Here is a 20,810-nt window from a genome sequence, read left to right on the forward strand (position 1 = left end):
CGGGTAAGGGCGAGCATTGATGAGCAGCCTGCGCGCACGGCTTGCGCTTTCCACCTATCGCTGGCTCGGCACGGCGATCTACCCGTTCGTCGGACCCTACCTGGCCCTGCGCGCGGCAAAGGGCAAGGAGGATCCGGCCCGTCGCCGCGAGCGCTACGGCCATGCAAGCGCGCCGCGCCCGCCCGGGCCGCTCGTCTGGTTTCATGCCGCGAGCGTCGGCGAAACGGTCGCGGTAACCCCGCTGATAAAGGAAATCCGCCGCCGCGGCATTGCCGTGGTCCTGACCACCGGGACGACCACCTCGGCGCGGGTGGTAGCCGAGCGCCTCGGCAAGGCTGTCATCCATCAATATGTGCCGCTCGATCTCAAGCCGGCCGTCAGCCGTTTCCTCGAATATTGGCAGCCGGACCTGGCGATCATCGCCGAATCCGAAATCTGGCCGATGACGATCGTCGAACTGGGTCGGCGCCACATTCCCCAGGTTCTGGTCAATGCGCGGCTGTCGGACCGGACCTTCGCCCGCTGGAAGAAGCGGCCGTCGCTTGCCGATGCGCTGTTCGAGAACCTGGCGCTCGTGATCGCCCAGTCCGATATCGATGCGGAGCGCTTCCGCACGCTTGGCGCGCTGCCGGTGATGGTCTCGGGCAATCTCAAGGTCGATACCGACGCGCCGCCGCACGACCCGCAGGCGCTTCGCGACTATGCGCAGCAGATCGGTTCGCGCAAGACGTGGGCGGCAATCTCCACTTTCGAGGGCGAGGAAGAGGCGGCCGGGGTTGTCCATCACGCGCTCAAGCCGCGCAACGGCCTCTTGACCATCGTCGTACCGCGCCATCCCGAGCGCGGCGATGCCGTCGAAGCGGCGTTGGCCGCCAAGGGGCTCAAGGTTGCCCGCCGGACGCGGGGCGATCGCCTGACGCCGGACGTCGATATTTTTCTCGGCGACACGATCGGCGAGATGGGGCTCTATCTGCGGCTGACCGAGGTCGCCTTCGTCGGCCGTTCGCTCTTTGCCGAGGGCGGGCAGAATCCGCTGGAGCCGGCCATGCTCGGTTGCGCGGTACTTTCGGGCGGCAACGTCCAGAACTTCCGCGAGACCTACCAGATGCTTGCCATGAACGGCAGCGCCAAGATCGTCCGCGACGTCGAAATGCTGGCGAAGGGAGTCAACTACCTGCTCGGCAACGACGACATGCGTCGCTCGATGATCGACGCGGGGCTTGAGACCGTGCAACAGATGCGGGGCGCATTGACGGCGACGATGAGGGGGCTCGAGCCCTATATTAACCCGCTGGTGGTGAAGGCGCGGCTGGAGCCGCGCGTCGAGAGCTGAAAACGGATGGGACCATGGCTGCGGGCAACGGCATCGCCGGAATATTGTTCGACAAGGACGGCACGCTTCTCGACTACGCGAAGAGCTGGGTTCCCGTGAACTACGAACTGGCGCGAATTGCCGCCAGGGGTGACGATGCGCTCGCAAGAATTCTGCTTCGGGCCGGCGGCATGGACCCGGATACGGGCCACGTCGCACCCGACAGCCTGCTCGCGGCCGGCAACACGGTCGAGATTGCGACCGGCATGGTCGAGGCCGGCGCGCCGTTCACCGTGGAAGAACTGACGGCGCTGTTCGACGGCCTTTTTGCGAGCTCCGCCGACTATGCGGTGCCGGTGACCGACCTCGGCGCCTTTTTCGCTGCCCTCCATGCGAAGGGCTACCGTCTCGGCGTCGCCTCGAGCGACAACGAGCGCTCCATCCGCGAGACGGCGAAGCGCTTCGGCTTCGAGACCTATCTGCACTACATTGCCGGTTACGACAGCGGTTACGGCGTCAAGCCGCAGCCGGGCATGGTGCTCGGCTTCTGCGCCGCGACCGGGCTGACGCCTCAGCAGGTGGCCGTGGTCGGAGACAACAATCACGATATGCATATGGGCCGCGCTGCCGGCGCCGGCCTGACCATTGCGGTTCTGACCGGCACCGGCTCGCGTCAGTCGCTGGCCGGGGCTTCCGACCATTGCCTGGCCGATATCACCGAGCTTGAAGCAGTGCTCTGACTCCGTTGACCGGCTTGCCTTTTTTCGCATTCTGAAGTCTCTTGTGGCGTCGTCGGCCCATGGCCGGCGAGAGACGGGTCAGGAGCGCCTCGCGGCGCATGGAGCAGCAAGAGCCGCGGAGGCAGCATATTCAAATGGTTTCCGAAGCGCCTCCGTTCTGGTGGACAAGGGCCGATTGGCGGGCCTACGCGCTGTGGCCTTTCTCCTGGGTCTACGGCCGCGTCGCCGCCATCCGCATGGACCGGGCGCGCCGCGCCATGCCGCCCGTACCGCTGATCTGCGTCGGCAATTTCACCGTCGGCGGCGCCGGCAAGACGCCGACCGCAATTGCGTTGGCGCAGGCGGCCAAGGCGCGGGGGCTGAAGCCGGGTTTCCTCAGCCGCGGCTATGGCGGCTCCCTGGACGTGACGACAGTCGTCGATCCCGCCCATCACCGGGCCCGGGACGTTGGCGACGAGCCACTGCTGCTTGCGCGAGAGGCCCTGACCGTCGTGTGCCGCCGCCGCGTCGACGGCGCTCGCAGGCTCGCCGCCGAAGGCGCCGACATCATCATCATGGACGATGGCTTCCAGAGCGCTCGCCTCACCTTCGATTTCGCCCTGCTGGTGATCGATTCCGTCCGCGGCATCGGCAATGGCCATCTGGTGCCCTCCGGGCCGGTCAGGGCGCCGATCGCCGACCAGCTTCGCCACGCCACTGCGCTTCTGAAGATTGGCCACGGTCCGGCCGCCGATCGCCTGATCCGCCGTGCGGCGCGCGCCGGCAAGGCCGTCTATGTCGGGGACACGGTGCGGCTTGACGATCAATCGCTGTCCGGCGTCACGGTCCTGGCCTGGGCGGGCATTGCCGACCCGGAGAAGTTTTATCGCACTGTCCGGGAGACGGGTGCAATCGTCGAGGAGACGCGGAGTTTCCCGGATCATCACCATTTTTCAGAGGACGAGATCGCCGATCTCATCGATCATGCCGCAAGCCGGGGCTACACACTGGTGACCACGGCCAAGGACATGGTCCGCCTCGAGCCCGGCCAAGGGCGAGCGGCGGAACTCGCCGCCAACAGCCGGGTCATCGAGATCGAGGTGCGTTTCGACGATCCGTCAGCGCCCGCCAAGATCATCGAGGCTACGCTTGTCGCGGCGCGGGCACGCAAACTGCATGCGACCGGGAAGGCTTTGAAATAGATGCCTCAGGGCTGTCGTGCGGGCAGCGCCCCGGCACGCCGTTCGGCTTCAAGGGAGGCGGCGGCGTCGATGTAAGGCTCCTGCCGCACCACGCTCCAATAGCGAAGCTCGTCCACCGGGATAGCCTTGCCGGTCGTGGCACAGATGACATGCGAGCCGGCCAACACGATCTGAAAGTCGCCATCGAGATAACGAATTTTCGCTTCGCGAGAGGAATTTCCGTCAAAGCGGTTCATCATTTGCGTGCTTGCCTCGTCAATGCCCGTTCCCTGATCTATCCCGCCGGTCGCCAAAAGACCAGTCGAATTCGAAATTTGCCGCTAACATGGCCGCGACGCCGCAATGTCAACTCCGTCCGAAAAGCCTTTCGATATCGGCGAGCTTGAGCTCGATATAGGTCGGCCGCCCGTGGTTGCACTGCCCCGATCCGGGCGTCGCCTCCATCTGGCGCAGCAGCGCGTTCATCTCCTCCGTCCGCATGCGCCGGCCGGAGCGGACGGAGCCGTGGCAGGCCATCGTCGCAGCGAGATATTCGAGGCGGCCGGCAAGCCCGTTGGCCGTGTCCCATTCGGCCAGTTCGTCGGCAAGCTGCCGCACCAGTCCTGAGGCGTCCATCTCGCCGAGCATCGCCGGCGTTTCGCGCACCGCGATCGCGCCCGATCCGAAGCGCTCGATCGCAAGGCCGAGCCGTAGGAATTCCTCCGCATGCGCCATCAGCCGGTCGCAATCGTCCTCGGCAAGATCGACGATCTCCGGAATGAGCAGCGCTTGCGCCGGCACCGGCCGCGAGTGCAGCGCCGTCCGCATCGCCTCGAAGACGAGCCGTTCATGCGCGGCATGCTGGTCGACGATGACGAGACCGTCTTCGGTCTGGGCGACGATATAATTCGCGTGGAGCTGCGCGCGTGCCGCACCGAGCGGAAAGGCGGCTTCGCCCGTGCCGTTCGGGCCCTTCGCCTCGGCGGCCGGCGCGGCGGCGCGCGCCGATGGCTGCGAAAAATCCGCAAACGCAGCTTGCGGGGCCTCGGCAAAGCCGCGGGCGGGTTCGCCGAACCCAGTCGGCCGGTAGGGCGAGGCGGCGGCCGTCCAGGGCGCCTGCGCTCGCTGCGGTTCGGCTCGGTACGCTCCAGGCCGGAAGGCGCGCATCATTCCCTGGACGCCGGTTGTCGCTGCGCGGTCGCCGCCGCGCGCCAAAGCCTCGCGGATCGCGCCGATGATAAGCCCGCGGATTAGCCCGGGGTCGCGGAAGCGCACGTCCGATTTGGCCGGATGGACATTGACGTCGACCAAGGCCGGGTCGAGCAGGATCGAAAGCACGGCGACCGGATAGCGCCCCTGCGGAATGGTTTCGGCATAGGCGGCGCGGATGGCCGAGAGGATCAGCTTGTCCTGCACAGGCCGGCCGTTGACGAAGGCATATTGCTGCAGCGAGTTGCCGCGGTTGAAGGTGGGCACCCCGGCAAATCCCGTCAGCCTCGCCTCTTCGCGCTCCGCATCGATCTCGATGGCGTTGTCGCGGAAGTCCTTGCCGAGCACCTGCGCCATGCGCGCCAGCCGGTCGTCGCCGGTCGCCGGGAATTCCAGGGTCGACCGGTCCGCACCGGACAGCACGAACCGCACTTTCGGAAAGGCGATCGCCATGCGGCGGACCACTTCGGAAATCGCCGCGGCTTCGGCCTTTTCCGATTTCATGAACTTGAGCCGCGCCGGCGTAGCGAAGAAGAGGTCGCGCACTTCGACGACGGTCCCGACATTGGCAGGCGAGGGGCGGACCGGCTCGGTCCTGCCGCCCGTCACCGAAATCGCCGCCCCCTCGCTCGCGCCCGCCGTTCGCGTGGTGATCGACAGCCGCGCCACGGATCCGATCGAGGGGAGCGCCTCGCCGCGAAAACCGAGCGTGCGGATCTCCGTGAGCGTATCGGCGATCTTGGAGGTGCAATGCCGGCGGATCGCCAGTTCGAGATCGGCGGGCGACATGCCGCTGCCATTGTCGGTCACCCGGAGCAGCGTCTTGCCGCCCCCGGCCGTGGCGATCTCGACCCTGGTTGCGCCGGCGTCGAGGGCATTTTCGATCAGCTCCTTGGCGGCACTGGCCGGCCGCTCGATGACTTCACCGGCGGCGATTTGGTTGATGAGCGTTTCCGAGAGTTCCTTGATGGCCATGGCCCCATTTTCCAGGATTCGACGGCAGAGGGAAAGGGCCCCTCACGCGTCTTCAGCTGGAGGAAAGCCGGAATCGGTGCTCGTCCCCAGGCAGATCGGCAGAAATCGGATGCCGATTTAATTCCGCCTTAACGTTCTGCTGCGATTTTCCACAACAACCTGAATGATCACGGGTTTTGTTCTTTGGAGCACCGCGGCGTTGCTGGACGCCGCTCGATTCCCGCTCGAAGAGTGCCACGAACGGCCAGCCAGCATGTCCCGAAACGAAACCGCCGCTGCAGCGCCACTTAAGGACGCGGGTGCTGCAACACCCATGCAGTCGGCGAGACGAGGGCAGAGTAATGAACGATGTGGCGTCGGGCGGCGCGGACATCAGCAGGATCGTTCTTGAGTCGAGTTGCGATGCGCTTGGCCTGGCCTTGCTCGTCTGCGGACGGGACGACACGATCCTCTATGCCAGCGCCTCGATGTTGCAGTTTTTCCCCGTCCAGCCTCACCTGTTGAAGCACGGGACGCGGCTTCGCGACTTTCTCGCAGCGGTCTACGATACGGGCCTCCGCCCGGGAACGCTGCCCGAAAACAGCCGGCGGCGTGCGAACCGGGAGGACTGGATCGCCGAACAGATGGGCCTCCATTGGCGTGAGCGCTACGAAAGCGTCGAACGGGCGGGCCGTACGCGCTGGGTCTGCCTGCGCAAGCGCCGCCTGTCGAGCGGCATCGGCATCTTGTCGATCAGCGATGTCTCCGATCAGAAGAAGCGCGAGGAACAGCTGCAAACCGACCTGGAACGGGTCGAACTCACCGAGCAAATCCTCGATGCGCAACCCAATCCCATCTGCGTCAAGGATCGCAATCTGAACTATATCGCCGCGAACCGTGCCTTCTGCGCCATTCACGACGTGGCGCCGGAGGCGATCCTCGGTCGGTCGGCCTGGGACGTCGTGGACGCGGAGCTTGCCGAACGCTTCGAGCAGTCGGATCGGCAGGTGCTGGCGACCGGCCGGCCGCATTCCGAGGCGGAGCACATCGTTCGCGCCGATGGCAGCGACTTGTGGGTGGTGACGCGCAAGTATCGCGTCGGCGTGCCCGGGCGCCACTTCGTCGTCACCTGCATGAACGACGTGACCGACATAGCCGCCTGGTATCATGGCGCGGACGATGGCGGCAGCAATTCGGGGCTGCAGATCCGCGACTACAGCATCTTCACGCCGGCGCAGAATTTCTACGATCCGTTCCGGGCGCTGAACGTCCAGCAGCTCGTTGAAACCGGCTCGATGATCGAGACGCTGCCGGGGCGCGGCCTGCGGGTGCTCTTGGCGACGGCGGACAGCGAAATGGAGGCGCGGATCGTCGCACGCTTACGCGGCTCTGGCCTCGATGCCTGCGCCGTACGAAACCGCGGCGAGCTCGAAGCCTTTGCGGCCGCCGCCGAGGATCACGGCCTGAAGCTCGATATTTTGGTGATGGACGCGGTATTTCCGGCAAGGGATGCGGTCCATGCGGGATGGAAGACCTGCCCGGTGCTCGACGTTTCTGCGGACGCTGATGCAACTGCCCTGCTCGGCGAAATCTTCCGGGCCAGCACCGACCGGCAGCCGCCGCGCTCGCAGTTTCCGCAAGCCGATTGGGAAGTCTCTTTCGAAGGTGATGCGACGGTCCGGACAGGCGCACCCGAAGTGGAGGTTCTCGTTGCCGAGGACAACCAGATCAACCAGTTCGTCTTCGCCCAGATCCTGGACGGCCTCGGAGTCTCGCATCGGATTGCCGCCAATGGCAGGGAAGCGGTGGATCTCTGGCACGAGCTGCAGCCGGCTCTCATCCTCATGGACATATCCATGCCGGTAATGAACGGCTTCGAAGCCGCAGTTGCCATCCGCGACGCGGAAAGGCAGATCGGACGCCGCACGCCGATCGTTGCCGTTACTGCGCAAGCCCTCGACATCGACCTTCAGCAATGCGAAGCGTCGGGAATGGACGATCACATCATGAAGCCGATCAGTCCGGACATGATCGAAGCGTTGCTGCGCAAATATCTGCGTGCCGCCCATGCGCGGCTGACGGCCTGATCGGCACACGACGGGCTCGACCCCAGATTTGACGATCAGCCGATATAGGATTGTTAACCGCCGATTGTCATCGTTTGCTCCACGGTTGCCTTCATCGGCACCACCATCCGGGAGAAACTGCCCAGTCGCTGGCATAGCACCAATTTTCGCGCGTTCACCGCGCGAAGCTGTCGCCCAAGGCTGCAAGAGTTGAGCATCGAAGACATGAGCATGTCGGCCAAACAGTCATTCCCCCGGTCGGACTTCGGTTGCGATCGACGGGACGTGCTCCGTGCGGCACGGGCGCGCGCTCCGGCCGGGGGCGTAGCGCGATGATGGTCGCCGAACTGGCCATCGACCGTCGCGGTCCCGACAGGCTGCCCTTCGTCGATCCGCTGACCGGGCTGGGCAATGCAGAGCAGTTGCGGCACAAGGTCTGTGAGCTTGCCGCCGAACGCGCCAGCGATCCGGCTCCGTTCACCATCGGCCTTGCCAATCTCGACGGCTTCAAGCCGATCAACGATCTTTTCGGGCCGGAGGCCGGCGATCGGATCCTGCGCCAGGTCGCGCAGAGATTGTCGGCCTGCGTTCCGGAAGGGGCGACGGTGATCCGCACGGCCGACGACGAGTTCGCACTGGTGCTGCCGCTCGTCTTCGAGCGCAAGGGTGCCGAGAAACTCGGCCAGATGCTGAAGGAAATCCTCTCTGCGCCATTTGATCTCGGCGACCGCACGGTTCGGCTGTCCGCCTCCTTCGGTTTTGCCGTCTATCCGTTTGCCGGTGCGGTGTTCGAGGAACTCTTGAAAAGCGCCGACACGGCGCTTTACCGTTCGAAACGGCGTGGCCGCGGCCAGATCACGGTCTATTCGCATGAGATCGCCCAGGAGATGAAGCGGGCGACGCAGCTTGAGCAGGCTCTGCGCAACGCGATCATCGCCGAGGAGATCGATGTCCATTTCCAGCCGATCGTGGACCTTCGCAACGACGGCGTGGTTGGTTTCGAAGCGCTTGCCAGATGGTGCGATCCGGATTTCGGCTATGTCTCGCCTTCCGTGTTCGTGCCGCTGGCGGAGGAGCGCGGCTTCATCGAGGCGCTCGCCGAAATGCTGCTGCGCAAGGCGGCACAGACAGCCCTGGCGTGGCCGAAGGAATTGTTTCTCTCCTTCAACCTGTCATCGGCGCAATTGATGGACCCGGCGACGAGCGGCCGTCTCCTGGCGATCGTCAACAAGGTCGGCCTCGACCCGCGCCGCCTGGAACTGGAGATCACCGAAACCGCCGTGATGGCGGATGCCGATGTGGCGCAGAAGATCGTCTCCGAATTGCGGTCCGCCGGGGTGCGCGTGTCGCTCGACGATTTCGGCACCGGTCAGTCGAGCCTCTGCCGCTTGCGCGATTTCTCTTTCGACAAGGTGAAGATCGATCGCGCCTTCGTCTCGCGGATTTCGGCCGATCGGGCTTCGGAACACATCGTCAGGGCGATCGTCTCGATGTGCGAAGGGCTGGAACTCGAGGTCGTCGCCGAGGGCATCGAGGACATCTCCGAAGTGCTGAAGCTGAAAGCGCTCGGCTGCGGCATGGGGCAGGGCTATTTCTACGGCAAGCCGGCCGATGCGGTCGCCACCATGCGCTATCTCTCCGACCGTCACCGCGACGCTGTAGCCCGCTGACCGTCGTCGCGGCCCGCCACATCGTCAGCACGGTCGCGTGCGCCTTCCTTCAGCAGCCAGTCACGAATGCGTCCGGCCTGGCTGTTGAGTTCGCGCGACCGCGGCCACACGACGTAAAAGGCCTGACCGGTCCGCAGCACGTGGCCGGCAACCGGAACGAGGGCGCCTGAGCGCACCTGCCCGGCGATCAGATGGTCCCAGCCAAGGGCGATGCCCTCGCCGGCGAGCACGGCCTGGATCACCAGAACATAGTCGTTGATCGCCAGCCGCTTGCCCTGTGCGGGATAGGCAAGGCCGGCGCTTGCGAACCACTCGGTCCAGTCGCAGGCGCGCCTGACCGGCTCTTCGAGGTGGATGAGGCTGTGCCGCAGGAGGTCCGCCGGCTTTTTCGGCATGCCATGCGCCTCGACATAGGCCGGCGTCGCTACGGCAGTGATCACCTCGTCGGCGAGCAATGCCGCGTGATAGCGCGGCCATTGGGCCGGGTCGCCGCCGCGAATGCCCAGCGGTATCGGCTCCTCGTCGAGGTTCAGATCACGAACGCCCGTCTGGATGCGAAGGTCGATCTCCGGCAGATCCTCCCGCAGCCGATTGAGGCGTGGCAACATCCACATGGAGGCGAAGGCCGTCGAGGCAGCCAGCGTCACATTCGTCTCGCGGCCCTTGGCGCGAATGTCTTCGGCCGATTTCTGGATGCGCGCCAGGCCGACCGACACGTCGGCATGGAACCTCTCGCCGGCCTCGGTGAGCTCGACGGCCCTGTGCACCCGATGGAAGAGCGAAACGCCGAGCTGGTCCTCAAGGCTCCTTACGGCATAGGAGACCGCCGCCTGCGACATGCCAAGCTCGGCAGCGGCGCGGGTGAAGTTCTGATGACGGCCGGCGGCCTCGAAGATGATGAGGCTGGCGGCGGACGGCAGCAGGCGGCGCATGTTTTCCATAAGCGCTACTTATATCATGCGTGGAATTTTTCCAGCGTTACAACGGTGTTTGCCGCAAATACCATCATCCCAAATCATGGGAGAACGGCGATGGCATTGGCGAGTGCGACTGGCGATGCTCCGAGGCGAACACGAAGCGGACGGCCGCAGCGGCGGGAAGGCAGCGGCAGGCAACTTGGCGTTCCCTACATCGTCCGCAATATACCGACCTATGACATCCTCGGGGAGAAGAGCCTCGAGCGGGTCGAGGCGACCGCCGATCGCATTCTCGCCGAGGTCGGTATCGAATTTCGCGACGACCCGGTGGCGCTCGAGCACTGGCGGCGCGCAGGTGCGAAGATCGAGGGCGTCCGCGTCACCTTCGAACCCGGAATGCTGAAGGAGATCGTTCGCTCGGCGCCGTCGCAATTCACCCAGCACGCCCGCAATCCCGCCCGCAGCGTCGAGATCGGCGGCCGGAACGTCGTCTTTTCGCCGGCTTACGGCTCGCCGTTCGTCACGGATATCGACAAGGGCCGGCGCTACGGCACCATCGAGGACTTCCGCAATCTCGTCAAACTCGCCCAATCGAGTCCCTGGCTGCACCATTCCGGCGGTACGATTTGCGAGCCGGTTGACGTGCCGGTTAACAAGCGCCATCTCGACATGGTCTACAGCCATATCAAATATTCCGACCGCGCCTTCATGGGTTCGATCACCGCCGAGGATCGTGCCGAGGATTCGATCGAGATGGCCCGGATTCTCTTCGGCGCCGAATTCGTCGACAACAACTGCGTGATCCTCGGCAACGTCAACGTCAACTCGCCGCTCGTCTGGGACGGGACGATGACCAGGTCGCTGCGTGCCTATGCCCGCGCCAACCAGGCGGCGGTCATCGTGCCCTTCATTCTCGGTGGTGCGATGGGGCCCGTCACCAATGCCGGCGCCATCGCCCAATCCTATGCCGAAACGCTGGCCGGCTGCGCGCTGACGCAGCTCGAACGCAAGGGCGCGCCGGTGATCTTCGGCAACTTCCTTTCGTCGATGTCGCTTCGCTCCGGCTCGCCGACCTTCGGCACGCCGGAACCGGCGATCGGCAGCATGGTGGTTGGCCAACTCGCCCGCCGACTGGGCCTGCCGCTGCGCTGCGCCGGCAATTTCTCCAATTCGAAGCGGCCGGACGCCCAGGCGATGCAGGAAGGCGTCATGTCGATGCTGTCGGCTGTCCATTGCGGCGCCAATTTCATCCTGCATTCGGCCGGCTTTGTCGACGGCCTGCTGGCCATGTCCTACGAGAAATTCGTGATGGATACAGACTTTTGCGGCGCGCTGCATTCCTATCTCGCAGGCGTCGTCGTCGACGACAATTCGCTTGCCATGGATGCGTTTACGGAAGTGGGTCCGGGAAGTCATTTCCTCGGCTGCGAGCACACGATGCGCAACTATCAGACCGCCTTCTGGGACAGCGCGCTCTCAGATAACGAGCCGTTCGAGAAATGGGTCGAGCAGGGCGAAACCGACATGGCGCTACGCGCCAATCGTTTCTGGAAGAAGACGCTTGCCGAATACGAAGCGCCGCCCTTGGATGCGGCGATCGACGAAGCCCTCGTCGATTACGTGGCGAGGCGCAAGGCCGGTATGCCCGACGCTTGGTATTAAATCATAAGCGTGGAGTTTCAAAACAAAAGCGGCGCCGTGAGCGCCGCTTCTGTGTCGGTTGCGACCGGCAGCGTGGTTACTGCTGCGGTGCCGGTTCGGCGGGTGCCGGTGCCGGAGCCGGGGTCGTGCCCGTTGCCGAAGTCGTCGACGTGTCGACGGGCTGCGCCGCGTTGCGCTCAGCCATCAACTGCGACTTCGTCTTGAATTCCGGCGCACCCTTCAGGGATTCGGCCGTTTCGGTCGTCGTCAGCTTGAGGGCATCCGAGTCAGGCTGTTCGGTGACTTCGATGCTTTCGAACGGAACCGCAACGTTCTTCTCGCCGATTCCGAGGAAGCCGCCGACGCCGACGATAGCCGCAGCGACGCCGCCTTCCTTCTTAATGATAAGGTCGTTGATCTCGCCGATGCTTTCATCATTGGCGTTATAGACCGACTGACCGATGTAGGTGTTAGCGGAAATCTGGTCGTCCGCCTGTTCGGTCAGATAGGACCCAGCTTCTGCCATGTCGGTCGTCTTGTCCGCAGGAGCCGGTGTCTGTGCCTGGTCAGCCGGTGCCGGAGTGGCAGGAGCAGGCTGCACCTGTGTCTCGGGCGCCGGCGCCGGCGGTGTGGTGGTTTCCTGCGCGAAGCTCATCGGAGCGACGGCAACGCCCACGAGAAGCGCGCCGGCGGCAACGGAAGATATAAATTTGTCGATCATATCAGTCTGCCTTTCGTTGACGTTGTCGGTTAAGCGCAGCCCCTATTTTCCGGTGTTTTGCGCTGCGCCGGTGGTACTCAAGCAACGTCCGGCAGCGAAAACTGTTCCGGATAAAATGAAAATATAAAGCCGCTGGTTGTCTCAGCATCGAGCCTGTTCATCCATCGGTATAAATCTCTTTTTATGTAAACGCCAACCGCCCGCGGCAAGCAAAACCAATGGCGGGCGGAACGCAGAGCGCCGCGTGCCGAGGTCGGCACGCGGCGCTCATCATCGGTGGCCATAGAAGGGTCAGTGGCTCTCGCGATGCACCTCGCTGCCGCTGTTGCCGACGAGGAAATCGAGGTCGGCGCCCTTGTCGGCCTGCAGCACGGTGTCGTGGTAGAGCTTGTAGTAACCGCGCTGCCATTTTTGCTCCGGCGGCTGCCAGGCCGCCACCCGGCTTGCGAATTCCTCTTCGCTGATCAGCAGGTTCAATTCGCCCTTCATGGTATCGAGCCGGATGCGGTCGCCGGTCCTGACGATCGCCAGCGGCCCGCCGGCGTTGGCTTCAGGGCTGACATGCAGCACAACGGTGCCGAAGGCGGTGCCGGACATGCGCGCATCGGAGATGCGCACCATGTCGCGAACGCCCTTTTCGACGAGCCGGCGCGGGATCGGCATATTGCCGACCTCGGCCATGCCGGGATAGCCCTTCGGACCACAACCCTTGAGCACGAGAACCGTATCCTCGGTGACCGGCAGATCCGGATCGTCGATCTTCGCCTTGAGGTCTTCGATCGTCTCGAAGACATAGGCCGGCCCCTCATGCGCGAGCAGGTGTTCGCTTGCCGCCGATGGCTTGATCACCGCGCCGTTCGGCGCAAGGTTGCCCTTCAGCACCCGGATACCCGCGGCGGCGCGGAGCGGATTGTCGAGCGGCCGGATGACGTCGTCGTTATAGACCTCGGCACCTTCCCAATATTTGCTGATCGGTACGCCGAACACCGTCGGCGCATCGGCGTGCAGCAGGTGCTGAATGCGGTTCATCACTGCCGGCAGGCCGCCCGCATAGGCGAGGTCCTCGATCAGGTATTTGCCGGACGGCATGCAGTTGACGATGCAGGGGACCTGGCCGCCGACGCGGTCGAAGTCCTCCAGACAGAGATCGACACCGGCGCGCCCGGCGATCGCCAGCAGGTGAACGACGGCATTCGTTGATCCACCGACGGCGGCATTGGCGATGATGCCGTTTTCGAAGTTCTGCCGCGTCAGGAGCTTCGACAGCCTGAGATCCTCGTGCACCATGTCGACGATCCGCTTGCCGGTCATGTGCGCCAGCGCCATGCGCCGCGCATCGACGGCCGGCAGCGCCGCATTGGTCGGGAGCGAGAGGCCCATCGCCTCCACCACGGACGCCATGGTCGTCGCCGTGCCCATGGTCATGCAGACGCCGGGCGACCGCGACATGCCGCTTTCGGCTGCCATGAATTCCTGCAGGCTCATTTCGCCGGCGCGCACCGCTTCGGAGAACTTCCACACATCGGTGCCCGAGCCGATGTCCTTGCCTTTCCATTTGCCGTTGAGCATCGGACCGGAGGAGACGACGATCGTCGGCAGGTCGACGGAGGCCGCCCCCATCAACTGGCCCGGCGTCGTCTTGTCGCAGCCGCCGAGCAGCACCACGCCGTCGATGCCGTAGGCGCGGATCGCCTCTTCCACATCCATCGCCAGGAGGTTGCGGAACAGCATGGCCGTCGGCCGCATCTGGGTTTCGCCGAGCGACGAGACCGGAAATTCGACCGGAAAGCCGCCCGCCTCCCAAACGCCGCGCTTGACGCCCTCTGCAAGGATGCGCAGGTGGCTGTTGCAGGGCGTCAGCTCGGACCAGGTGTTGCAGATGCCGATGATCGGCCGGCCGTCGAAGACATGATCCGGAAAGCCCTGGTTCTTCATCCAGGACCGGTGAATGAAACCATCCTTGTGCGTGCCACCGTACCAGTGCCGGCTCCTCAGTTCTTTTTTCTTATCGCTCATCCGAGCACTCCCTTTCCATGCGCGATTCACCGCATGGATTAATTGTATGACTTTTTCTCGGCGCCGCCAGCTTTTGTTCGCGATCGGGCGCCGAATGAAGCATCCTTCAGCTAAGTCGGAACGCCGGCTCGAAGCGGCCCTTGACGTCGATGCCGAGCTCGAAGGTTTTGCCGGCGTTGGGATCGGCGGAGCGTGCCGCGTCGTCGAGGTCCTGCCAGGCGGAAGTGACCAGCAGCCTGTCCGCCCGCGCACCGATGAAAGCGGGGCAACTCGGCTGCGTCGCCGGCACCGCATAGCGGGCGACCTTCTGTCCGTCCGGCTTGTACACTTCGACGGCACCGGCGCCCCAGCGGCAGTTCCAGATCAAGCCGTCGGCATCGCAGACCGAGCCATCGATCCCGCCCGGTGCCGCACTCTCGTCAGAAAGAGTGACGGGATCGCCGGTCGGCAGTGCCGTCGCCGGATCGATGGCGACGCGCATCAGGTGATTGACGTCGGTGTCGGTGAAATAGGCGGTGGCGCCATCCGGCGAAAAGCAGATGCCGTTCGGGATGGTGATATTGCCGTAGAGCCTTGTGATGCGGTTGCCGGCGACGTGATAGATCGCGCCCGCATGCGTCTCGGCTTTCCGTCCCATGGTGCCGATCCAGAGAGCGCCGGAGGGATGAACGCGCCCGTCATTGGAGCGGTTGCCCGGCTTGTCCTCGATTGCGGCGAACGGGCTGAGCGAGAAGCTTGCCGTGTCGCGGATAAAAAGCCCCTGGTCCGAGGCGATCAACTGCCGGCCGGGGTCGATGGTGGCCAGCACGCTGCCGAGAAAGGGCAGGGGATGAATGGTCTTGTGTCCGCTCCCGAGATGGAGCTCGTGCAACTCCTGGCCCTTGATGTTGAACCACCAGGCGGTGTCGGCGCGGGGGTCGTAGGTCGGGCCCTCGCCGAGCTCGGAGGCGAAGTCGCAGAGGATGTGGCCGGAAAAGGCGACGAGGTCGGTCATTCTTGGCCTCCATAGACGGCATCATAGGCTTTCAGCGTTGCCATCGCCCGCTGCCTGACATCCGCTGCGCTCATTCCCGGCTTGTAAAGGCTCGAGCCGAGTCCGAAGCTTCGCACGCCGATACTTGCATAGTCGGCAAAATTGGCCTCCGAGACGCCCCCGACCGCGGCGATCTCGATGTCGTGCGGAAGCACTGCGCGGATGGCCGCGATGCCGGCAGGCCCAAGAACGCTGGCGGGGAAGAATTTCAGGCCGCTGGCGCCCGCAGCCGCTGCCGCGAGTGCCTCCGTCGGGGTGAAGACGCCCGGCATCGTCACCATGCGCTTGGCCGCGGCGAGCCGGATGACCGACGACTCGACATTGGGGCTGACCATCAGGCGGCCGCCGACGCCGTCGAGCTGCTCGACGTCACCCGTCGTCAGCACCGTGCCGGCGCCGATGAGGCAGTCGACCGGCGCCATTTTCACCGCCGTTTCGATGGACCGGAACGGGTCGGGCGAATTCAGCGGGATCTCGATCGCGGTAAAGCCCGTTTCGATCAGTGCGCCGACGACGCTCTCGGTCTCCTCCGGCTTCAATCCGCGCAAGATCGCAATCAGCGGATATTTCATCGGGGGCAGGGGAATGCGGTTCATCTTCTTTTCTTCCGTCAAAGGGGCCAAATAACCTGGGCAGCGGTTGAAAGGCCGGCCCGCACCGCCTCATCGGCGTCGATGAGCCGGACTGCGAGGCCCTGGCTTTCAAGCGCCGCGCGATAGAGCGTGCCGAGTTTTCCCGAGCCGACCAGGCAGATGCCGTCCACCGGGCCCGCCGTAGCGAGCGCACCGGCGATCTCCAAACCGATCAGCGTGCCGGACAGGCGAGCCTTGGCGTCGGCCGCGCTCAGACCATGAAGCAATTGTCCCGCCCGGACGGAAAAGAGGAGGTTCGTCGCCAGCGCCGGTTTTTCCCGTGCCTGGGTGACGGCTTCGGCAAAGGCAGCGCTGTCGGCAGCAATGGCATCCACCCCGGCCACGGCATGGCTCAAGATCGTATGCTTGGAGATGGCGTCGAACAATTCGCCGGTCATGTAGGTGGAGAAACCGTCGACCGTCTGACCCGACAGCCGCACCCACTTGCTGTGGGTGCCCGGCATGCACACCAGGTGCCGGCCGCTGTCGAGCATACCGGCTGCCCCGAGCAATTGCGTCTCCTCGCCGCGCATGACATCCGGATGCCGATCGTTGCGTTGCGCCAGGCCTGGCAGGATGCGAATGTCGCGATCCACGTCCGGAACGGCGATTGCATTTCCCGCTATGGCGCCAAGCGTTGCCGGCGTTTCAAGATAGCCCGCTTCTTTCCAGCCCTGCCGGGCGCCGGCCATGCCGCAGATGATGATCGGCAGATGGGCAGATGCCGATACGGCGGTAAGATGGCTGTCGAGGACGGCGTGGAACCCGGTTTCCGCTGCGGTGGTCATACCCTCCGCACTGCGGCGTTCGGCGAGCACCGACCCGTCCTCTCCGATGACCCACAAGCGGAAGCTCGAGGTCCCCCAGTCCACCGCGGCATAGTAGCCTGCCGTCATCAAAACACGCCTCCATCGATAATCATGCTCTGTGCCGTCATCGCCGCGGAGCAATCCGAGGCCAGAAAGAGGCAAGGGCCGACGAGATCCTCGGCAGCCAGAACGCGTTTCAGGCACTGCCTTTCCTGCATCCGGGCGATCGAGTCCTGCGTGAGCCAGAGCCGCTTCTGCCGTTCGGTGACGATCATGCCGGGCAGGATGGCATTGACGCGGATATTGTCCGGCCCGAGTTTCCCGGCGAGCGACTTGGTGAGCCCGATAATGCCGGCCTTTGCCGTCGCATAGGCCGGCATTTCAGGCATGTTCAGCATGAAGGCGATCGACGAGAAATTGATGATCGATCCGCCACCCGCTTGCCGCATGTGCGGCGCAATCGCCTGGGCGAGAAAGAAGAAGTGCCTGAGATTGACGGCGAGGCTTTCGTCCCAGCTTTCCCTTGTCACCTCCTCGAGCGGCTGCCGGTCGTCCCGGGCGGCGTTGTTGACCAGCACCTGAATGGGGCCGAGCGCCGCGACGGCTGCATCGGCGGCGCTTCTTGCCTGCTCGACGTCCCGGAGATCGGCGCGAACGAATTCCGGCCTCTGTCCGATTTCGGCGGCAAGCCTGTCCGCAAACGCGCGGCCCGCGTCCTCAATATCGATGAAGGCGACGCGCGCACCCTGCCGCAGAAAGCCCTCCACCAGCGCCGCTCCAATGCCGGAGGCCCCGCCGGTGACGAGGACGCCGCGATCGCGCAAGTCGGGGAACTGACTGCTCGGCAGCGTCATCGATCGTTACTCCCTCTTTCTCAGGAAAAATTATTCCAATATGTGGAACAGCTCTTTATTTTCTGGAATTATCGCGCTGCGGGTCTTATCCTGTCAAGGTGGCAAGCGGGCGAAAGCGGATGAAATGGAACCCAAGATCGTGAGCGAGCAGGAAAGCGAAGGGCCGGGGACCGGCACGCTGGGGAAGGCGATGGCGGTGCTTGAGGCCGTCGCGGCGGCCGACCGGCCCCAGCGGTTCACCGACATCCTGCAATCCGTCCGCCAGCCGCGCGGCACGTTGCATCGGCTGCTTGGGCACCTCGTCGATGAAGGCCTGCTGGTGCAGCGAAGCGATCTTTCCTACGAGCCGGGATTGCGCCTCTTGAAGCTTGCCTATCGCTCCTGGTCCGGCAATCAGTTTCGCGACATTGCCGAGCCGCACCTCTTGCGTCTGCATGAACTCACTGGCGAAACGGTTCATCTCGGCATATTGCGCGACACCGAGATCATCTATGTCGACAAGGTCGAAAGCCGCCAGACGGTCCGCATGAGCTCGCAGATCGGCAAGGCCTCGCCGGCCTATTGCACAGGGATCGGCAAGGCGGCCCTGTCGTCGCTTGGACATGGCGCGCTGGAACGAGTCACGGCAAGGATGCAGTTCGTCCCGTTCACCGAGCGCACGCATCGCTCGGCCGCTTCGCTGCTTGCGGAAATTGAAGAGATTCGCCGCGAAGGCCATGCCTTCGACCGCGAGGAGCATGAAGCCGAGATCTGTTGCGTGGCAGCGCCGATCGTCGTTCCGGAGCACGAATTGGTAGCCGGTATTTCGGTAACCGGCCCTTCCTATCGCGTCACGATGACGCAATTGGCGGCCTGGGCGGCGGATGTTCGCAAGGCCGCCGCTAAGGTCGAGGAGGAGGCCCGAATCCGGTTGGGACCCGGCCGAGGCGGCCGCTAAGCATCGCTTTACGTAAATTAGAAGTTTCGACTGGACGAGGCGGCTATAGATCGCTAGCTTCAACTGGCTACTCCCGCCTCCACGACTGGTTGCAGTTTCGCGCGGGATGTGTTCCTTGGCGGAAGCGCCAAGAGCGGATTAGGACGGTGAACCGGCCGGACTTGCCAACGGCGTGAACAGGTTGTGGGAGGCCAGCGGAACGATGATGGATTTCAACGCGGACATCAATTCACTGATCCTTCCCGATGGCCGCTCGATCGATGGGGCGCTCGGCAATGAAGACGATGTCAGGCGCGCTCTGGACCAGATTTCGGACGCTTTCGGATTCCGCGGCTTCATCGTCTTGGCCATTCCCGACTCCGGTTGTCACAGCCTGGCTGCTCAGGCGTTGCTCACGTCCTGGCCCGCCGAATTCCTGCGGCGCTATGATAGCGCCGGCCTGATCGAGGGAAGCCCCGTTATCCAGCGGCTGCGCCGGAGCACCATCCCCTTCACCTATGATGCGCATTTGCTGGCGCGCAGGCGCATGGACGGCAAGGGCGAGGCCGCCGTCAGTGTTTTCGAGCAGGCTGGCATGCCGCGCGGTCTGTACCTTCCCGTCCACGACGCCAAGGGAGGTCGCGCTGCCATTGCCTTTGGCGGAGACCGGGAGGTGGTCTCGAGCGACGAAATGCAGGCCCTCAATTTCTGGGCGGGGCTGCTCTATAGCCGGCTTTCCGAGATCAGAACGCGCGACCGGCGCCGGCCGGGCGGCCTTTCCCGACGCGAGATCGAATGTCTGCGCTGGGCTGCGGCCGGAAAGACGACCGTCGAGATGGCGCGAATCATGGCGCTTTCCGAATACACGGTGAACCACTATCTGAATCGCGCGACCCGCAAGCTCGATTCGGTCAATCGTGTGCAGACGGTCGCCAAGGCGATGCGGGCCGGCCTGATCAATTAAAAGAACAAGCCTCGCTCCTGCCCCTCGTGCGTCCCGCCGCGCGAAACGTAATACACAGCCTTTTGGCGGCGAAGGGAGACCATTGCCGATCACCTGTTGGCAATCATGCGCGGCTCAGGCTATTTGATACTTGATGAATGTCATGGAACGCGCGAATGCAAGATACGATGACGACCGGGATGACTGACATCGATCTACCCCGGGGCGGTGATTTCGCGTCTGAGATCGCAAGGCTGGAGACTCAGTTCGATATCATCCGTTATATGCGGCGGATTACGCATATTTTCGGCTTCAAGACGTTCCTCATCTGCTCGATCCCGCCGATCGACATGGAGCGGCTTTCCGCCGCCACCGTCATTTCCAACATGCCAGCCGAGCTTCTCAACAAATATGACAGCCTGTCGATGCTGCGTTTCAGCACGGGCGTTCGTCGGTTGCGGGAGACCACGACGCCGTTCCAGATCACCCTTGAAGACTGGGAGAGCGAGGGCGGCAAGCCGGCGTCTGCCGGGGACTACATCGCGATGCTGCGCGAAAACGGCATCTTTCAGGCCAACTATTTCCCTGTCCATGATGCCGAGGGCGGCCGCGGCGCGGTCATTCTCATGGGCCCGGCGGCCGATCTGCCGATGACCGCGGCGATGGAACTGCAGATGATCGCGATCCACGTCTATAACCGGCTCGCCGAGATCGGTTCGGTTTGGAAGAACAGCAACACGACCCTGTCTGAGCGGGAAATCCAGTGTTTGAGCTGGACCGCAGCCGGTAAGACAAGTGCTGAAATTGCCGGGATCCTGGGCCTGTCCGAGCACACCGTCAATCACTACCTCAACCATGTCACGAAGAAGCTCGACGCCGTCAACCGCACGCAGGCGGTCGTGAAGGCGATGAAGAAGGGCTATATTAGCTAGCCTTCGGCCCGCCGTTACGGACAGCTGCTCGATTGCGGTCAAAGTGTTGTGCCCAAAAGCACGCATGCCCAGGATTTGGGCGGACACGCGGCCTGCGTCTCGCGTCGCTTCGCCTATTTCCGTGGAAATCGCAGCTTTATCCCCGCCGTTTGAAACTGGCACGGTTTCTGCTTGTTCATTGCTGGTCCACAGAGGGGACTAAAAAGAACAGCGCCCAAGAAGGTCGCGAAAAGGGCCGCCGCCCACCGCCCGTGATCCCGGATGTACGGACATGGGTGATAGGCT

At 64.0% G+C, this 20,810-nt stretch carries 19 protein-coding genes; 9 read left to right on the forward strand and 10 right to left on the reverse strand.

Annotated elements, in window-relative coordinates; all coding sequences use genetic code 11:
• Positions 1 to 19 precede the first annotated feature (19 nt).
• The 3 genes from waaA (at position 20) to lpxK (ending at position 3,233) form a co-directional block, all read left to right on the forward strand.
• Positions 20 to 1,333 carry a lipid IV(A) 3-deoxy-D-manno-octulosonic acid transferase gene (waaA, locus tag CO664_RS15105; protein WP_037413273.1) on the forward strand — a complete coding sequence of 438 codons (1,314 nt, stop codon included), beginning with the start codon at positions 20 to 22 and terminating at the stop codon, positions 1,331 to 1,333.
• Positions 1,334 to 1,347: 14 nt separating this feature from the next.
• Positions 1,348 to 2,052, forward strand: a complete 705-nt coding sequence (locus tag CO664_RS15110) for an HAD family hydrolase (protein WP_037413274.1) — start codon at positions 1,348 to 1,350, stop codon at positions 2,050 to 2,052.
• A gap of 134 nt (positions 2,053 to 2,186) precedes the next feature.
• The gene (lpxK, locus tag CO664_RS15115; protein WP_097539250.1) at positions 2,187 to 3,233 is read left to right on the forward strand and encodes a tetraacyldisaccharide 4'-kinase; all 1,047 of its coding nucleotides are present in this window, start codon (positions 2,187 to 2,189) and stop codon (positions 3,231 to 3,233) included.
• Positions 3,234 to 3,238: 5 nt separating this feature from the next.
• Here the strand turns inward: lpxK and CO664_RS15120 are convergent, their stop codons facing one another.
• Together CO664_RS15120 and mutL are read right to left on the reverse strand one after the other, a co-directional pair.
• Complete coding sequence (locus tag CO664_RS15120) at positions 3,239 to 3,472, reverse strand: DUF2093 domain-containing protein (RefSeq protein WP_037413276.1); 234 nt, start codon at positions 3,470 to 3,472, stop codon at positions 3,239 to 3,241.
• 106 nt (positions 3,473 to 3,578) lie between these two features.
• The gene (gene mutL / locus CO664_RS15125) at positions 3,579 to 5,396 is read right to left on the reverse strand and encodes a DNA mismatch repair endonuclease MutL (RefSeq protein ID WP_037413278.1); all 1,818 of its coding nucleotides are present in this window, start codon (positions 5,394 to 5,396) and stop codon (positions 3,579 to 3,581) included.
• Between the two features lie 341 nt (positions 5,397 to 5,737).
• Here mutL and CO664_RS15130 point away from each other — a divergent pair, with 341 nt between their 5' ends.
• Both CO664_RS15130 and CO664_RS15135 read left to right on the forward strand, forming a co-directional pair.
• Positions 5,738 to 7,462 (forward strand): response regulator, encoded by a 1,725-nt coding sequence (locus tag CO664_RS15130; protein ID WP_097539251.1) that lies wholly within the window; start codon positions 5,738 to 5,740, stop codon positions 7,460 to 7,462.
• 311 nt (positions 7,463 to 7,773) lie between these two features.
• A complete protein-coding gene (locus tag CO664_RS15135; protein WP_037413280.1) occupies positions 7,774 to 9,111 on the forward strand; it encodes an EAL domain-containing protein in 1,338 nt (445 codons plus the stop codon).
• On the opposite strand, the gene CO664_RS15140 is transcribed toward CO664_RS15135, so the two are convergent.
• Positions 9,087 to 10,052 (reverse strand): LysR substrate-binding domain-containing protein, encoded by a 966-nt coding sequence (locus CO664_RS15140; RefSeq protein WP_037413281.1) that lies wholly within the window; start codon positions 10,050 to 10,052, stop codon positions 9,087 to 9,089. The two genes, CO664_RS15135 and CO664_RS15140, sit on opposite strands and share 25 nt — an antisense overlap.
• A gap of 90 nt (positions 10,053 to 10,142) precedes the next feature.
• Between CO664_RS15140 and CO664_RS15145 the strand changes: the two genes are divergently transcribed.
• Positions 10,143 to 11,690, forward strand: a complete 1,548-nt coding sequence (locus CO664_RS15145; protein WP_097539252.1) for a trimethylamine methyltransferase family protein — start codon at positions 10,143 to 10,145, stop codon at positions 11,688 to 11,690.
• A gap of 76 nt (positions 11,691 to 11,766) precedes the next feature.
• Here CO664_RS15145 and CO664_RS15150 read toward each other — a convergent pair whose 3' ends face one another.
• The 7 genes from CO664_RS15150 to CO664_RS15175 form a co-directional block, all read right to left on the reverse strand.
• Positions 11,767 to 12,390, reverse strand: a complete 624-nt coding sequence (locus CO664_RS15150) for a PRC-barrel domain-containing protein (RefSeq protein ID WP_037413283.1) — start codon at positions 12,388 to 12,390, stop codon at positions 11,767 to 11,769.
• A 77-nt stretch (positions 12,391 to 12,467) separates the two neighbouring features.
• The gene (locus CO664_RS30180) at positions 12,468 to 12,674 is read right to left on the reverse strand and encodes a hypothetical protein (RefSeq protein ID WP_141471725.1); all 207 of its coding nucleotides are present in this window, start codon (positions 12,672 to 12,674) and stop codon (positions 12,468 to 12,470) included.
• Positions 12,675 to 12,681: 7 nt separating this feature from the next.
• A complete protein-coding gene (locus CO664_RS15155) occupies positions 12,682 to 14,406 on the reverse strand; it encodes an IlvD/Edd family dehydratase (protein ID WP_037413285.1) in 1,725 nt (574 codons plus the stop codon).
• 106 nt (positions 14,407 to 14,512) lie between these two features.
• Positions 14,513 to 15,400 carry an SMP-30/gluconolactonase/LRE family protein gene (locus tag CO664_RS15160; protein WP_037413287.1) on the reverse strand — a complete coding sequence of 296 codons (888 nt, stop codon included), beginning with the start codon at positions 15,398 to 15,400 and terminating at the stop codon, positions 14,513 to 14,515.
• Positions 15,397 to 16,035, reverse strand: a complete 639-nt coding sequence (locus CO664_RS15165; protein ID WP_097539253.1) for a 2-dehydro-3-deoxy-6-phosphogalactonate aldolase — start codon at positions 16,033 to 16,035, stop codon at positions 15,397 to 15,399. Before CO664_RS15165 ends, CO664_RS15160 begins: the two co-directional genes overlap by 4 nt.
• 14 nt (positions 16,036 to 16,049) lie before the next feature.
• Positions 16,050 to 16,967 carry a 2-dehydro-3-deoxygalactonokinase gene (locus CO664_RS15170; protein WP_097539254.1) on the reverse strand — a complete coding sequence of 306 codons (918 nt, stop codon included), beginning with the start codon at positions 16,965 to 16,967 and terminating at the stop codon, positions 16,050 to 16,052.
• Entirely contained in the window at positions 16,967 to 17,734 is a 768-nt protein-coding gene (locus tag CO664_RS15175; protein WP_097539255.1) for an SDR family oxidoreductase, read from the reverse strand. Before CO664_RS15175 ends, CO664_RS15170 begins: the two co-directional genes overlap by 1 nt.
• Positions 17,735 to 17,858: 124 nt before the next feature.
• Here CO664_RS15175 and CO664_RS15180 point away from each other — a divergent pair, with 124 nt between their 5' ends.
• From CO664_RS15180 to CO664_RS15190, 3 genes are all read left to right on the forward strand, one after another.
• Positions 17,859 to 18,671 carry an IclR family transcriptional regulator gene (locus tag CO664_RS15180; RefSeq protein WP_176536600.1) on the forward strand — a complete coding sequence of 271 codons (813 nt, stop codon included), beginning with the start codon at positions 17,859 to 17,861 and terminating at the stop codon, positions 18,669 to 18,671.
• Between the two features lie 202 nt (positions 18,672 to 18,873).
• Positions 18,874 to 19,614, forward strand: coding sequence for an autoinducer binding domain-containing protein (locus CO664_RS15185; RefSeq protein ID WP_037413292.1), 741 nt, complete (start codon positions 18,874 to 18,876; stop codon positions 19,612 to 19,614).
• Positions 19,615 to 19,769: 155 nt separating this feature from the next.
• The gene (locus tag CO664_RS15190; protein ID WP_086022718.1) at positions 19,770 to 20,525 is read left to right on the forward strand and encodes a LuxR family transcriptional regulator; all 756 of its coding nucleotides are present in this window, start codon (positions 19,770 to 19,772) and stop codon (positions 20,523 to 20,525) included.
• Positions 20,526 to 20,810 lie beyond the last annotated feature (285 nt).

The sequence above is a fragment of the Sinorhizobium sp. NG07B genome, assembly GCF_002532005.1.
Classification (GTDB): domain Bacteria; phylum Pseudomonadota; class Alphaproteobacteria; order Rhizobiales; family Rhizobiaceae; genus Sinorhizobium; species Sinorhizobium fredii_C.